12 protein-coding genes are annotated in these 14,448 nt (G+C 45.8%); 3 read left to right on the top strand and 9 right to left on the bottom strand.

The features are described from left to right. Window positions 1–113 precede the first annotated feature (113 nt). The 3 genes from QUB30_RS06495 to purS form a co-directional block, all read right to left on the bottom strand. Window positions 114–896 (bottom strand): DUF4058 family protein, encoded by a 783-nt coding sequence (locus QUB30_RS06495; protein ID WP_333330783.1) that lies wholly within the window; start codon window positions 894–896, stop codon window positions 114–116. A 138-nt stretch (window positions 897–1,034) separates the two neighbouring features. Next, window positions 1,035–1,736 carry a phosphoribosylformylglycinamidine synthase subunit PurQ gene (gene purQ, locus QUB30_RS06490; protein ID WP_333330780.1) on the bottom strand — a complete coding sequence of 234 codons (702 nt, stop codon included), beginning with the start codon at window positions 1,734–1,736 and terminating at the stop codon, window positions 1,035–1,037. A gap of 282 nt (window positions 1,737–2,018) precedes the next feature. Further along, window positions 2,019–2,303 (bottom strand): phosphoribosylformylglycinamidine synthase subunit PurS, encoded by a 285-nt coding sequence (purS, locus tag QUB30_RS06485; RefSeq protein WP_190655998.1) that lies wholly within the window; start codon window positions 2,301–2,303, stop codon window positions 2,019–2,021. A gap of 143 nt (window positions 2,304–2,446) precedes the next feature. Here purS and QUB30_RS06480 point away from each other — a divergent pair, with 143 nt between their 5' ends. Further along, a complete protein-coding gene (locus QUB30_RS06480; protein ID WP_172184862.1) occupies window positions 2,447–2,839 on the top strand; it encodes a Fur family transcriptional regulator in 393 nt (130 codons plus the stop codon). A 68-nt stretch (window positions 2,840–2,907) separates the two neighbouring features. Here the strand turns inward: QUB30_RS06480 and QUB30_RS06475 are convergent, their stop codons facing one another. Together QUB30_RS06475 and QUB30_RS06470 are read right to left on the bottom strand one after the other, a co-directional pair. Continuing rightward, on the bottom strand, window positions 2,908–3,867 hold the full coding sequence (locus QUB30_RS06475; RefSeq protein WP_333330775.1) for an SPFH domain-containing protein: 960 nt from the start codon (window positions 3,865–3,867) through the stop codon (window positions 2,908–2,910). 112 nt (window positions 3,868–3,979) lie between these two features. Continuing rightward, the gene (locus QUB30_RS06470; protein ID WP_333237466.1) at window positions 3,980–4,411 is read right to left on the bottom strand and encodes an NfeD family protein; all 432 of its coding nucleotides are present in this window, start codon (window positions 4,409–4,411) and stop codon (window positions 3,980–3,982) included. Window positions 4,412–4,745: 334 nt separating this feature from the next. Here QUB30_RS06470 and QUB30_RS06465 point away from each other — a divergent pair, with 334 nt between their 5' ends. Continuing rightward, window positions 4,746–6,914: a protein phosphatase 2C domain-containing protein gene (locus QUB30_RS06465; RefSeq protein WP_333330771.1), complete on the top strand. Its 2,169-nt coding sequence runs from the start codon at window positions 4,746–4,748 to the stop codon at window positions 6,912–6,914. A gap of 254 nt (window positions 6,915–7,168) precedes the next feature. Here the strand turns inward: QUB30_RS06465 and QUB30_RS06460 are convergent, their stop codons facing one another. After that, window positions 7,169–7,753 carry a calcium-binding protein gene (locus tag QUB30_RS06460; RefSeq protein WP_333330767.1) on the bottom strand — a complete coding sequence of 195 codons (585 nt, stop codon included), beginning with the start codon at window positions 7,751–7,753 and terminating at the stop codon, window positions 7,169–7,171. Window positions 7,754–7,872: 119 nt separating this feature from the next. Next, on the bottom strand, window positions 7,873–8,208 hold the full coding sequence (locus tag QUB30_RS06455) for a hypothetical protein (protein ID WP_333330764.1): 336 nt from the start codon (window positions 8,206–8,208) through the stop codon (window positions 7,873–7,875). Window positions 8,209–8,334: 126 nt separating this feature from the next. Here QUB30_RS06455 and QUB30_RS06450 point away from each other — a divergent pair, with 126 nt between their 5' ends. Beyond that, the gene (locus QUB30_RS06450; protein WP_333330761.1) at window positions 8,335–11,946 is read left to right on the top strand and encodes a WD40 domain-containing protein; all 3,612 of its coding nucleotides are present in this window, start codon (window positions 8,335–8,337) and stop codon (window positions 11,944–11,946) included. Between the two features lie 114 nt (window positions 11,947–12,060). Here QUB30_RS06450 and QUB30_RS06445 read toward each other — a convergent pair whose 3' ends face one another. Then, window positions 12,061–13,149, bottom strand: coding sequence for an ABC transporter ATP-binding protein (locus tag QUB30_RS06445; protein WP_333330961.1), 1,089 nt, complete (start codon window positions 13,147–13,149; stop codon window positions 12,061–12,063). Between the two features lie 223 nt (window positions 13,150–13,372). Next, window positions 13,373–14,434 carry a spermidine/putrescine ABC transporter substrate-binding protein gene (locus QUB30_RS06440; protein ID WP_333330757.1) on the bottom strand — a complete coding sequence of 354 codons (1,062 nt, stop codon included), beginning with the start codon at window positions 14,432–14,434 and terminating at the stop codon, window positions 13,373–13,375. Window positions 14,435–14,448: the final 14 nt, after the last annotated feature.

Here is a 14,448-nt window from a genome sequence, read left to right as displayed (position 1 = left end):
TCAATAAGTCTTTCATGAACAGGCAAGATGCCTGTTCCACAAAGAGTAAATTTCTTGTGGAACAGGCATCTTGCCTGTTGCTGACAATATAATTAATTATCTCGAAGTTCTTTTTATTGCAAAATTTGGGTAGCCCAAACCCGATCTTCTTCCGATAGAGACGGTACGGGTTCTCGATTATAGTCGATCCGATAATCATAGCCAGCGCGATCGTAAATACCTCCAAATATTTCTGGTAAATTAACAATAGGTTCTACATCTTCCTCGCGCAATGGAAGCGGAAATATAGGTAGAGAATCGCGGAGATTAAAAGCATAAAGTTCGGCAAACGGACGGCGATTACTGGGACTGACCAAAACCCGATAATCGCTTTGAATAGAATTGTTAAGGATCGGCATAGATTCCCCTTTTCGTAGTAAATCGATTTCCACTAAATGAGTTAAACTACCTAAAATACTCTGGCGTTTTTTGAGATAAGTAATTCTTCCTTCTCCACTACGTTTGTTGACAGGAGAAAGAATTTCAATTGCGGTGACAACTTGTTTCGTTGCCATTTCTCGCACTTCCAGATAAGTCTGTTTAATTTTTTCAGGAGCAGGCACTTTAACGGTAGTCGGAAGTGTTACACTTACAGTTGCAACTGAACGAGTAGGAACATCGGGGATATTAGATTGATGCTTAATCGCGACATCGGGGATACCTACTAAAAGGGACTCGTCGTTACTTTCATTTGGATCGGTAATTTCATAGATTCGTTTGTCAATTGCAACCTCATATTTAGGGCGAATTTGAGGCATGATGGTATCAGCGATCGCGATAATCAATCTATTGTGAGTTTCCTGCCAGAAATCGGGGTGTTCTAAGTAGGGGTCCATTCCAGGAAAGGGTGAAGGCATAGGACTGTTTTCCGAGGTATTGACTTTCAAATCATTTTAGCATTTTTAATTTTGTAGGGTGGGTCGCTGCGAGATTTTCGAGTGTCCCTACAAGAGCGACACACCCTACGGTATGTACAACAATGTCGTAAATATTAACTACAAAACAGCAGCAACACTTGCCATCAACAACCCTTGAAACAATTTCACCCCATCAGTTTCGCCCAACATCGGATCGGATGCCCGTTCTGGATGCGGCATCATTCCTAACACATTGCCTTGGCGATTGCAAATTCCGGCAATATTATTTAACGAACCGTTGGGATTCCCAGCATCGCTAATTTTGCCCGCCGGAGTGCAGTAGCGAAACAACACTTGATTGTGATCTTCTAGTTCTGCTAATGTATCGGCATCAGCATAATAATTGCCTTCACCGTGGGCGATCGGCAAATCGATGATTTCACCCGAAGTATAAGCCGCAGTCCAACGAGTATTACCGCGTTCGACTTTCAAAGAAGCGCGATCGCAAATAAAATTCAATCCCGCATTCCGCACCAGAGCACCGGGCAACAAACCAGCTTCAGTCAAAACCTGAAAACCGTTGCAGATGCCTAATACAAGCTTTCCTTGTTTAGCGTGTTCCGCAGTAGCCCGCATCGCGGGAGAAAAACGGGCGATCGCGCCGCACCGCAAATAATCTCCGTAACTGAAACCACCGGGAATTACAATGATATCAATATCCGAAATATCGGTATCTTCGTGCCAAATCATGCGAGTTGGTTGGTGCAGTAACCCTTGAGTCACCCATACCACATCGCGATCGCAATTTGAACCCGGAAAAACAATAACTCCAAATTTCATAAGCTGAAGGAAGAAGGAAGAAGGAAGAGGGAAGAAGGAAGAGGTGTCAACATAAGACTAAAATCTTATGTTTTTCTCCCTTGTATCGAAGTCTAGATCCCCCTAAATCCCCTTTAAGAAGGGGGACTTTGAGTCGTTATAGTTCTTGTGTTTTTAACGAAGACTTTGAATGCTCTTGTCCCCGCTTTTTAACAAAGACTTTCAGAACCCTCTTGTTCCGCCCTTATTAAGGGGGGTTAGGGGGGATCTCCGAGTTGAAAAACACCCTAGGGGCGATCGCATTTATGCCGTCGCTGTCTCCACAGCAACAGGAATTTCAGTCAAATCAAAGCGATAATTTTCAATAACTGGATTCGCCAAAAGTTGGTCGCAAACGCGATCGAGTTGTTCGCGGGCCTCCGATTCACCAGCAGCAGTCAGCGTCAATTCAACGTATTTCCCGATACGCACGCGCTCAACATTGTCGTATCCCATGTGTTGCAAACCAGACTGTACGGCAGTGCCGGCGGGGTCTAAAACCGAAGGGCGGAGGGTAACATAGATTTGGGCAAGATATTTCTGAGTCACGGGAATGTTGCGGTAGGTGATGTGAAAGTTAGCGCCATTTTATTCTACAACCGAGCTGCGCGCCGATCGCCATTTAACTCCCCCAAGTGAGATAGCCTAGAAATAGGGACAAATTTGATTCCAGCAGATTCGAGAAAAAAATTATGAGAACCAACCACACCCGCAGTCAGGAGCGTATTTTAAACTTGCTCAAAGTCCTGAATCGATCGCTCTCAGCGCAAGATATCTACTTAGAACTGCGTAACAGCGACCAAAGCATGGGCTTAGCAACCGTTTACCGCTCCCTCGACGGTTTAAAGCGAGAGGGGTTCGTTCACGTCAGAACCCTCGCTAGTGGCGAGTCTCTCTACGGTGCCGCCCACCAAGATCAACACCACTTAACTTGTCTGGAATGCGGCGCCTCAATTACGATCGACGAATGCCCGGTTCACCACTTAGAAAGCCAACTACAACAATCTCATTCTTTCAAGATTTATTATCACACTTTGGAGTTTTTCGGATTGTGCGATCGGTGTACTTTGGCTCAAGAATCTTAAATTTAGTAATAGGTAATAGGTAATGAAAATAGTCAGCAGTTAACAGTTAACTGTCAACTGCCAACTGGCTAATCAGCCTTATTACCTTCCCCAACAATCGATCGCAATCCCTCCATCGTAGCGGGAATGCTGCGCGGGTCCATAAACATCACCTTGCTGCTGTCGCTGCTGCCAATTTTCAAGCCCATATCCAGATAGTTTTGAGCTAACAAAAATTGTAAAGCTTCCCGGGCAGTGGGGTCATTTTGCAGAGTTTTGGCGATTATTTGCAAAGCCTCAGAAGTAGCTTGAGCTTTCAAAACCTGACTTTGGCGTTCTGCTTGAGCTTTCAGGACGATCGCCTTTTGTTGAGCTTCCGCCTCCAAAATAGTCGCTTTTTGGCGCGCTTCTGCATCCAGAACTTGCGCTTCTGCTTTACCTTTGGCGCTGTTAACTGCTGACTCGCGTTCACCCTCGGATGTCAAAATTGCCGCCCGCTTCCGCCGATCGGCTGCCATCTGCAATTCCATCGATTCCTGTACAGTTTTAGAAGGGATAATATCGCGCAATTCTACCCGCGTTACTTTCACTCCCCAAGGATCGGTAACAATATCTAAATCTCTGAGCAAGATTTCATTAATTTGAGAACGAGCAGTAAAGGTTTGTTCGAGGTCGAGTTGACCCATTTCGGCGCGAATTTGAGTCAGCACCATATTTACCATTGCTGACTGGAGATTTTCTACTTTGTAACAAGCTTTTTCCAAGTCTACAATCCGCCAGTAAACCACAGCATCAACGGTAAAGGAAACGTTGTCGCGGGTAATACAAGCTTGCGGGGGAATATCTAAGACTTTTTCCCGAATTGTTTGCTCGTAAACGACGCGATCGAGAAATGGCGTGACAAAATTCAAACCGGGTTCTAGTTTTTTGCCGCTGTATTTACCTAAAGTTTCCACCAGCGCTTCATTTCCCTGATTGATAATTTTGACGGAACCTGCGAGGGCTGAGCCGCCTAAAGCTAAAAATACAAGTAAAAAAATTTGTTCCACGGTCGCCTCCTATAAATGTTGACTGTTGACTAAAAACTAATGACTAATGATGACTTATGACTAATGACTGATGACTAACTACTAATTGTCTGTGATTAATTACGCATTTTTTTTAAGAATGCAATAAATGTTCTGGCAAAACTATCAGAGTAGTGCCTTTTCGTCCCACGACAATTACGTTTTGGTTGGGAGGGATGGTGGCGTTGGTATCTTCGCAGCGAGCTTGCCAAGAATTCCCCTCATAAATGACTCGGCCGGCTTCTCCGGGGGGAATTTCTGTTAAAGTTTTTGCTTCCTGAGAATCTGCGATCGCCCTTGCCTTGCCTTTTGGTATCAACCGCCGGGACAGCAGCACAAAAACTGTCGAAAATACCATCCACAGAAATATTTGTAAATTAACGTAAGGTAGAACTAGAGAGCATCCAGCTACGGCGAAGGCGCTCAGTCCCATCATAAAAGCGACAAAAGCAGTCGGGAGAAATAGCTCTGCCAAACAGAGCAAAGACCCAGCTAGCAGCCAAAGAAGCGTGGGAGTCCAGATCATAAAAAGAATAGGTGATACTATTTAGATCTTAGATTGGAAATTTAAGATTTAAGAAATGCAAACAACAGACTCTGCAAGGGTTTGCGACTTGCGGACCCTCAGAGCGATTTTTCGCGCCGCAGTATCAGGTTGAGGCTTCCATCGTACTCCAAGTCAGAGTTTAGTAACTTAGATTACAATTTTAGCCGGTGCAGACTGGCAGAAACTACAATTTCTAGGGGCCCAAAGGCAGTTAAGAAATTGATAGGGGCTAAAATCAGTTTATTCTCAAGCTCATGAATTTGGGCTTGCGAATCATATATCTTCAGAATGTTTTTACACAAATTATTTCGATATGATCAGCAGTTTCTCCGAACCCATTTATTGCCCGAATCTTAGCTGTGCCGAGCCACGCAATACCTTTGGCCGCCAGCACTGTGCAGCTTGCGAAACCGATTTAATTTATCGATATTTGTGGGCCGTGGGACAAGCAGCCGAGGAAGTGCCGGCGGGTAAGGTAATAGCCGATCGATATTTTGTCATTGCACCCCAAATCTGGCTCGACAGCCGTCCAGCTTTGCCTCCAAGCGTCCCAGAACAACTGCCGGATAGGATTATGCCTTACCTGCATTTGTATCCCCAACGGCTGCATACGCCTGAAGTATACGGTTTTTGTTCTTTGGGGGAAGCACCGGAAGCGTCAGAGGTGGTGTTGTTAGAAAATGTGCCCATCAATAATTTCGGTCGCCTGTATCCTTCTATTTTAGAAGCTTGGTCTGGGACAACAGCCGCGCGCCAAGTTTACTGGCTGTGGCAAATGCTCCAACTGTGGACGCCGCTGTCGGAACAGGGAGTCGCTTCGAGTTTGCTGGTACCGGAAAATTTGCGGGTGGAAGGTTGGCGGGTACGCCTGCTGGAACTGCACCGGGGCAATTTTGTACCGACGCTGCGGGATTTGGGAGATGTGTGGTCAGGTTTGGTGGAATCCGCGCAACCCGAGGTGCAGTCGAGACTCGGAGAGATTTGTCAGTTTATGCGCCGCAGCAGCATGAATTTGGAGGCGCTGGCCCTGGAACTCAACGATTTACTGTTAGAACAAGCCGCTAAATTGCCCCTGCACTTAGAAGTAGTCGGCATGACTGATACCGGCCCGCAGCGCTCCCAAAATGAAGACAGTTGCTATCCGACTGCTGCGGATTTTCAATCGAGCAAAACTTCAGGGAATGACAAATTAATTCCTTATTTGACAATGGTTTGCGACGGGGTTGGAGGCCACGAAGGAGGAGAAGTTGCCAGTCAATTAGCCGTGCAGTCCCTGAAAGCTTTAATCCAAAATTTGCTCGCAGAAATCGCTCAACAAGAAGAGTTGATGACGCCACCAATGGTAATTAAGCAACTCGAAGAAATAGTGAGAGTTGTGAATAATGTGATTTCCGCTCAAAATAACGAGCAGGGAAAAGAGTTGCGGCAGCGGATGGGGACGACTTTGGTGATGGCCCTCCAGTTGCCTCAAAAACTGAAAATTTCCGAGGATTTGCCCTCGAATAACAGTCACGAACTTTATTTGGTCAATGTTGGAGACAGCCGCGCTTATTGGATTGGCAAAAATTACTGTCACCGCCTGAGTGTGGACGACGACGTAGCCTCAAGGGAAGTCCAGCTAGGACACAGTTTATACTGGGAGACTCAACTGCGATCGGATGCAGGAGCCTTGACTCAAGCTTTGGGCACGCGGGACGCCGATTTCCTGCGCCCGACGATTCAGCGATTTATTGTCGAAGAGGAAGGCTTACTGCTGCTGTGTTCCGACGGTTTGAGCGACAACGACTTGGTAGAGCAGTATTGGGAGAATTACGGCCCAGAGGTGCTTGAGGGCAAAATGTCTTTGGAAGCCGCGGTTCAGTCTTGGATTCGCCTCGCCAACGAGAAAAACGGTTATGACAACACCTCTGTGGTGGCGACTCACTGTCGGATGTCGCCGGAGAGATTGGTACTGTTCCATCCGGCCGTGGCGTCAGCGCCGGCATCAGCGCCGGTGTCAGCCTCGGTGTCGCTGCCGCCGTCCCTGCCGCGGTCCCTCCAGAAGTCCGGGAAGATTCCAGAATCTCAGCTTTCTGAATCGTCCAAACAGTTGTTGTACCCCGAAACTCCCCTCGCCCCGGAACCTGTTCAAAAACCGAAGTTCAAGCTTTTGCTGCCCCTGCTGGGGCTGTTGGGGCTGATGTTAGCCTGCGGTGCTTTAGGTTTGTGGGTGCAAAGCCTCCAAAGCCCCCAGCCAGATCCCGCACAACTTCCGCCACCGCCGGAAACTCCCGCCCCGAGTCCTTCGGAGAGTCCCTCGCCGTCCCCCGAATCGAGTCCTTCTGAGATTCCCTCCCCTGGGGCCGAGAGTCTCTCGCCGTCGCCGGAATCGAGTCCTGCGGAAATTCCGTTGCCCGAAGCGGAAACTTCTTCGCCGTCGCCAGAACCAACTCCTGCGGAGATTCCCGCGCCTTCCCCAGAACCCGAAATTCCCCCACCTTAAAAGTTTGCGAGTTTGGGAACTTGTTGGATGTGCATAACTACAAAAGTCTTTCTCTTGTTTTCACCCTCGGGCTAAAAGCGCGGAGGCTCTCAACTCCGACTCGGTAGTTCGACATCTTCGATCGATAATTTTTGACTCTTTTTAATCGGAACTTCCCCCATAGGGAGAAGTTCCAGTTAGCCTGCGAGTGATGCACCTCTCAAATAGGATTGCGATCCAATCAGTAAGGTTTTGATTGATTTGCGATCGCCAGCCTAGAAGAGGTTATTGCCTGTATTGGTAAACAAGTTAGAACTCGACACAAATTTGTCGTCAACAATGGCAAATAGGTCATTGCCTTTGAATATTTGCGTATCGTTTGCTGCACCACCAGAAACATTTTGGTTAGACACAAATCGGTAATCTGAGACGCTACCTTGGACGGCAATTCTGTCACCGTCAAACGAGTTAAAATCGCGAATTATAGCATGGTCAAGCCCGCTGTAGCCAAAGGGGCCCTGGGCCAGACCAATGACAAATATATCTGCCCCACTGCCACCTGTCAGGGTGTCAAATTCATTCTCAAAAAAAGGTCCAATGCCAATCAGTACATCATTACCTGAGCCACCAGACAGTACGTCATTACCACCAAGACCAAACAGTTGGTCACGGCCTGAGCTACCAAACAGTTGGTCATTACCATTCTCACCAAACAGTTGGTCATCACCCAAGCCACCAAACAGTTGGTCATTACCAAAGCCACCTTGAAGAGTGTCGTTTCCTCCAAGGCCACTGATTATGTCATTCTCAAATGTGCCGATCCGCTTGTCATTGCCTTCGGTACCTGTGATGTTTGCCATGTTACTTTCTCCTGTTGTTTAAAGACAATCACCCAAATAGGTGATTGGGAATTGAGCGAGTCTTGTTGTTGAAATTGCAAGACTTTGTTTTGCTATAAACCCAAGTTAAACAATCGGTATCAGTTCGACGACAAGAAAAAGTCGTAAAAAGTCAGGAAAAAATAGTCTGAAAAAGTCATACGACTTTCGCACGAGCGATCGGAAACCGGGTTGATGGACGAAAATCCTTCGCTGCCAACCGCAGTAAGGATAAAAAACCCGGTTTCTTTGGTATTGGTGCCTAATACTAAATCCGGGTTACTTACCCCGGAAATCGATCGCTGTAGGGAAACGGCACTGCCGTGTCCTCTATCTGTGCACCTTACCTGAAATCTGCTGTAACTGTTGAGAGTGCTATTTTCAGAAAAATCTCGAAAAGTCTTGTTAAAGTAAGAAGACTCAGATTTTGCATCCATAGACTAAGCCGGGGAGACGCCTACCCCACAAGAGGTTAATTTTTCTTGTGTGATGGGCCCTCTTAACCCTTCTCACGCGAATAACCGCAAGATCTCAGGAGACTAAATTAGAGGTGCTGTAAAGTTATGACTGTGGAAGAAGCGCTGAGAATTTTAGATACAGCGATCGCCCCAACTTCCCTCAGCAACATCCAAGAGATTGTATTTCGCGAATCTTGGGAAGGGCTATCTTATTTAGATATTGCAGATCGCGCTGGCTATGACCCTAGTTATATTAAGGACGTGGGTTACAAGTTATGGCAGCTACTCAGTGCTGAACTTGGAGAAAAGGTTACTAAAAGCAATCTTCAAGCAGTCATAGGACGGCGATCGCGTCAGACAACCGTAGAATTACTGAACACAGAGATAGAAAAAATACCACCGCTGCAACAGCAAGCTCAACAACAAGAAATTGCCGCGCACCGCCACTGGGGAGAAATGGTTGATGTCTCCACATTCTACGGTCGAAATCAGGAATTAGTGCGACTGCAACAATGGATTCTTACCGACTCCTGTCGTTTGGTTGGCTTGGTAGGAATGGGTGGAATTGGCAAAACCTCATTGGCTGCAAAAGTAGCGATCGCACTTCAAAATGAATTTGACTTTCTCATCTGGTATTCCTTGCGCAATGCACCACCGCTTGAGGACGTATTATCAACGCTGATTCAAATTCTATCTAACCAACAAGAAATAGCACTCCCGACATCGCTTGAGGCTCAAGTCTCTCAACTGATGGGGTATTTACGCTCCTCACGCTGTCTTTTGATCCTGGATAATTTTGATGCGATTCTAGGGGGTGCGGATGGCGCAATATCCGAAGCAGGGCAATACCGAGAAGGCTATGAGGGCTACGAGGAAGTTCTCAGACGAGTGGGAAGCGAATGCCATTCTAGTTGTCTTGTCTTGACAAGTCGGGAAAAACCCACAGCTTTGATGTCGTTGGAAGGCGAAACCTCACCTGTGCGAACCTTACCCTTAATCGGGTTAAGTTCCTTGGAAGTGCAAGAAATTTTACAAGCCAATAGCTGTTTTTCCGAAACAGCAACCGATTGGATAAATTTAACTCAACATTATTGCGGCAATCCACTGGTACTCAAAATTGTCTCGACAACTGTTCTAGATTTATTTGACGGCAATATTACCAACTTTTTGGAGCATGGAGCGATCGCGTTTGGAGATATCAATATTCTGCTCGACGGACAATTTCGGCGGTTGTCCGACTTGGAAAAGCAGGTGATGTATTGGCTGGCGATCGATCGAGAATGGATTTCTCTAACCGACTTACGGGCAGATTTTGTTTCTATCCCTTCACAATCTAAACTGCTGGATGCTTTGTCATCTCTGAGCCGGCGATCGCTAATCGAGAAGAATGCCGGAAAATTCAGCTTACAACCTGTGGTAATGGAGTATGTTACCGAACAGTTAATCGAAGGATTTGAGCGGGAAATTAAGTCAAAAAATCTCGATTTATTCGTCACCCATGCGCTAATCAAAGCAGAAGCAAAAGATTACATTCGCGAAAGCCAAACTCGATTAATTTTAGCACCGCTGGCTGAACGAATAATGGGGGAATTGCGATCTAAGAAAGATTTTGAATATCAACTAAATCAAGTTTTGTTTTGTCTGCGAGCGCAATTTCCTAATTCAGTTGGATATGGTGGTGGAAATCTGATTAATCTGTTACTTCAACAGAAAATAGAATTAAGCAACTATGATTTCTCGAACTTGAGCATTTGGCAAGCTTATCTCATTGGTACAAACTTGCATGGAGTTAACTTTGCTAATTCCGATCTGTCTAAATCCGTCCTTACCAGTAATTCAAATGGAGCTATATCTGTTGCCTTTAGCCCAGATGGTAATTTTTTGGCAGTTGGCAACCTCGATAGTAAAATTCGAGTCTGCCGCACCCAAGATTATCGAGATTTTCTCACCTGTGAAGGACACACCAGTTGGATTGCTGGTGTCGCTTTCAGTCCCAACAATCAAACTTTAGCAAGTGCATCTTTTGACCACATCGTCAAGTTATGGGATTTGGCTACGGGTGAGTGTATTCAAACATTAACAGAGCATACCGGATGGGTAGGTTCCGTTGCATTTAGTCCCGATGGTCGAACCTTAGCTACTGGGAGTTGGGACTGCACAATTAAGTTGTGGGATGTGGCAACTGGTGAATGTTTAAATACGCTTCAGGGACACGCGAATTTTGTAACGACGGTGATTTTTAGTCCAGATGGTAAGCTTTTGGTGAGTTGTAGTTACGACAAAACTATAAAATTATGGCAGCTTGAAACTGGGGAAGTTATTAACACATTGGAAGGGCATACACACATCATTCGATCGATCGCTTTTAGTCCAGACGGTCAAACCTTGGTTAGCGGCAGTTGGGACTGTACGGTTCGTTTGTGGGATATTTCTACGAGACAATGTTTAAAGATTCTGCGGGCGCATACCGATCCTGTCGTAGGAGTGGCATTTAGTCCAGATGGTTGTGCGATCGCCAGTGCCAGCTATGATTGCACAGTGCGACTCTGGGATGTTGCGACTGGACGGTGTTGCCAAGTTATGCAGAAACACTGCGGTTGGATATGGTCGATCGCATTTCACCCGCAAGGTCATACTTTGGCAAGTGGTAGCTTAGATTGCACCGTTACCCTCTGGAATACGCAAACAGGAGAATCATTGAGAACTTTGTATGGCTACAGCGCTGGGATTAAATCGCTTGTTTTTAGTCCAGATGGGCAGTTTTTAGCCAGCGGTAGCGATGACACAACGCTCAAATTATGGGACGTGCAATCTGGTAAATGCAGCAAAACACTGCCAGGACATACAAATTGGGTTTGGTGTGTTGCCTTCAGTCCAGATGGTCAAGTGCTTGCTAGCAGCAGTAGTCGTGGCATTATCCGTTTGTGGGATGTCGCTACGGGTCAATTGCTGCGGGTAATGCAGGAAGGTAAAAGCATTGCCAACAACTTTGTATTTTCTGTTAGTTTCAGTCCAGATGGTCGCACATTAGCAAGTAGCGATAATTTTCACAATCTCCGATTATGGAATGTTCGGACTGGTGAATGTTACCAAATTTTGTCAGATTGTTGTCGTGCTTGGTCAATTGCTTTCAGTCCAGATGGCACAATTTTAGCCAGTGGCAGCGATGATAGGCTGGTGAGATTGTGGGATGTTTGCTCTGGGGAATGTTTCAAAACCCTTTCAGGTCATACCAGTTTGCTGTTTTCAGTTGCTTTCAGTCCGGATGGAAAGATTTTAGCAACCAGCAGTGACGACAAAACGATAAAACTGTGGGATATTGAGTCGGGAGAATGTCTGAAAACCTTCGAGGGACACAAGGCTTTGGTATGGTGCGTCCGGTTTAGTCCAGATGGGCGAATTTTGGTCAGTGGCAGTCACGATAAAACGATCCGGTTGTGGGATGTGTGCTCCGGGGAATGTGTGAAAATGTTACAGAATGATTCGTCTCAGATATGGGCGATCGCAATTTCTCTCGATGGTAAAACCATAGCCAGCGGCAGTGCCGATGGAACTATTAAGCTGTGGGAAATGGAGACAGGAGAATGTGTAAAAAAAATGCGATCGCCCAGGCTTTACGAAGGTATGAATATTATAGGTGTTACGGGTCTAACCGATGCTCAAAAATCAACCTTAAAAGCACTTGGAGCAGTAGAAATAGATCAGTTTACCTACTGAAAAACCCGTTTTCTTTGGTATTGATGTGTCAGTGCTATACTCATAACTCCTGAGTGCCGCTATAATACCTGCATTCGTGTGAAAATTCGTGTCGTGTCTGCCTTCTTCCTGCTGCTATAAAATACAGATACTTTCCGGCGGCACGGCGACTCGAACGCTGTCGCCGACTTGGTATCGCTGCAAGTCATCTCTGTGCAAGTTTTGTCGGCGAAGGGCGATCGAACTTTTAGCAGTCAACCGTACCGTATAGCGCGTGTCAGTGCCAATATAAATCGCCTCTTCTACTATTCCCGGCCAGCTATTTTCAGCCTCATAATTAGCCGGATAAATAGCAGCTTTTTCGGGCCGCAGCACCAGGGTGACAACTTTCCCAATGGGCATATCTTCTGCTGTGGCAACTAACACGGGCAACTGCTGGTCAACCAACACGATTATTTGACCGTGTGGCTTTTCTATTACTCGACCACTTAAAAAATTGCTGTCGCCAATAAAATCAGCAACAAACCGCGTTTTAGGATATTCATAAATATCAACAGGCGTCCCGACTTGTTGCAGTTTTCCTCCACCCATCACTGCAATTCTGTCCGACATTGTTAGTGCTTCTTCCTGATCGTGAGTCACATAAATAAACGTAATTCCCAATTTTCGCTGCATTTTTTTTAATTCTAATTGCATCTCTTTGCGCAATTTTAAATCCAGCGCTCCTAAAGGTTCATCCAACAGCAAAACAGACGGCTGTTTGACTAATGCTCTTGCTAGCGCTACTCGCTGCTGCTGTCCCCCTGACAGTTGGCGGGGATAGCGTTTTTCTACATCGGTTAACTGTACTAATGCTAAGGCTTCAGCAACGCGATCGCGAATTGTTTTCTGTGGCAAATTCTCCATTTCCAACCCAAAAGCGGCATTTTGTGCTACTGTCATGTGCGGAAATAAAGCATAGTTTTGAAATACCGTATTTACTGGGCGGTGAAATGGCGGGCGATTTTGCATCGGTTGGCCGTGAATGTAAATTTCGCCCGCTGTGGGCATTTCAAAACCGGCGATCATTCGCAAAGTTGTAGTTTTGCCGCAGCCGGAAGGGCCGAGTAAAGAAAAGAATTCGCGATCGTAAATTTGCAGGTTGATGTTGTCTACAGCTAAGAAATCTTGACTGCGGGCGCTTTTAAATACTTTGGAAACTTCTAAAACTTCGACGGCGTGCATTGTGTTAGTATTTGGGAGTAATAAAAATCTGAGTTCGAGTCCGGTTAAACTGATATCTTGCACCATTCTCAATTACTTGTTTAGGAACGGGCAAGATGCCCGTTCCACAAAACTTAATTTTCTTGTGGAACGGGCATCTTGCCCGTTCTTGACGATGGTGCAACTCCAATACAAACCACTCAAAATTTAAGTAAACCAGCCCCGGCAGAAACCTGTTTTATATCTACTTTCCGGCTCCAGCTTTAACTTCCGTCCAAGCTCGATCGTACAATGCGGTTGCTTTCCCGACATCCTCCAATAATTTCATTTTGCCAAACACCTCAGACGGCGGGTAAATTTGAGGATTTTTCAAATCTTTCTGGTCGATTAAACCTCGATCGATTGCTGCTTTGTTTGGCGAGCCATAGTGGATAAAATTGGAAATTTGGGCTCCTACTTCTGGCTCCAAAATAAAGTTAATAAATTTCTCTGCTAACTCTTTTTGGGGCGCACCTTTGGGAATTGCCATGTTGTCAGAAAAAATGATTGTTCCTTCTTGGGGAATAGCGTAACGGATATTGGGATTTTCTGTCATCACTTGGAAAATATCACCGCTCCATTCCATTGTCAGATTTACTTCTCCTTGATCCAGCAGATTTTGACCAGTATCCGGGACAAAAGCGGCAATGATATTTTTACTTTTAATCAGCAAATCGCGGGCTTTGTTAATCTCTTCGGGATTGGTTGTATTTGGGTCAAATCCTAAATACATTAAAACTACTGCAAATGTGTATCTGGCATCATCTTGCCACGCCACTTTTCCGGTATATTTAGAATCGAACATCGCCGCCCAACTGTTGATATCGCCGTTGGTGGTTTTCACGTTGTAGCCAATTCCCATCGTTCCCCACTGGTAGGGCAGGGAATATTTATTCCCCGGGTCAAAAGCTTGATTGATAAACTTAGGTTCGAGGTTTTTTTGGTTGGGAATATTGTTTAAATTCAGCGGCTCAATTATATTTTCTGCGATCATGATTTTCACCATGTAATCGGCGGGAAATATTAAGTCGTAACCGGGGTTTCCCTGTTTGAGTTTGGCATAGAGTGCGTCGCTGCTCTCGAAAGTGTCGTATTGAATTTTAACATTGTTCTCTTTCTCGAATTGGGCGATCGCTTCTGGGGCGATATAACTTGCATAATTGTAAATGCTGAGGACTTGCTGCTGGTTCCCACCTGTGGGGCTACAGCCGAAAGCCACCGTTGCACTCATCACAAACAAAATTAGGAAAGTCAGCAGGCGTTTCATAGGTTGTGTTAGTT

This window comes from Microcoleus sp. BROC3 (genome assembly GCF_036702515.1).
Classification (GTDB): Bacteria; Cyanobacteriota; Cyanobacteriia; order Cyanobacteriales; family Microcoleaceae; genus Microcoleus.
This window is presented reverse-complemented; position numbering and strand designations above follow the sequence as displayed.

What these genes read in the sequence shown, in the direction of transcription:
- QUB30_RS06495 (WP_333330783.1), bottom strand. Translation starts at nt 896, where the DNA reads ATGCCTTCACCCTTTCCTGGAATGGACCCCTACTTAGAACACCCCGAT.
- purQ (WP_333330780.1), bottom strand. Translation starts at nt 1,736, where the DNA reads ATGAAATTTGGAGTTATTGTTTTTCCGGGTTCAAATTGCGATCGCGAT.
- QUB30_RS06480 (WP_172184862.1), top strand. Translation starts at nt 2,447, where the DNA reads ATGAGAACCAACCACACCCGCAGTCAGGAGCGTATTTTAAACTTGCTC.
- QUB30_RS06470 (WP_333237466.1), bottom strand. Translation starts at nt 4,411, where the DNA reads ATGATCTGGACTCCCACGCTTCTTTGGCTGCTAGCTGGGTCTTTGCTC.
- QUB30_RS06465 (WP_333330771.1), top strand. Translation starts at nt 4,746, where the DNA reads ATGATCAGCAGTTTCTCCGAACCCATTTATTGCCCGAATCTTAGCTGT.
- QUB30_RS06460 (WP_333330767.1), bottom strand. Translation starts at nt 7,753, where the DNA reads ATGGCAAACATCACAGGTACCGAAGGCAATGACAAGCGGATCGGCACA.
- QUB30_RS06455 (WP_333330764.1), bottom strand. Translation starts at nt 8,208, where the DNA reads ATGGATGCAAAATCTGAGTCTTCTTACTTTAACAAGACTTTTCGAGAT.
- QUB30_RS06450 (WP_333330761.1), top strand. Translation starts at nt 8,335, where the DNA reads ATGACTGTGGAAGAAGCGCTGAGAATTTTAGATACAGCGATCGCCCCA.
- QUB30_RS06445 (WP_333330961.1), bottom strand. Translation starts at nt 13,149, where the DNA reads ATGCACGCCGTCGAAGTTTTAGAAGTTTCCAAAGTATTTAAAAGCGCC.
- QUB30_RS06440 (WP_333330757.1), bottom strand. Translation starts at nt 14,434, where the DNA reads ATGAAACGCCTGCTGACTTTCCTAATTTTGTTTGTGATGAGTGCAACG.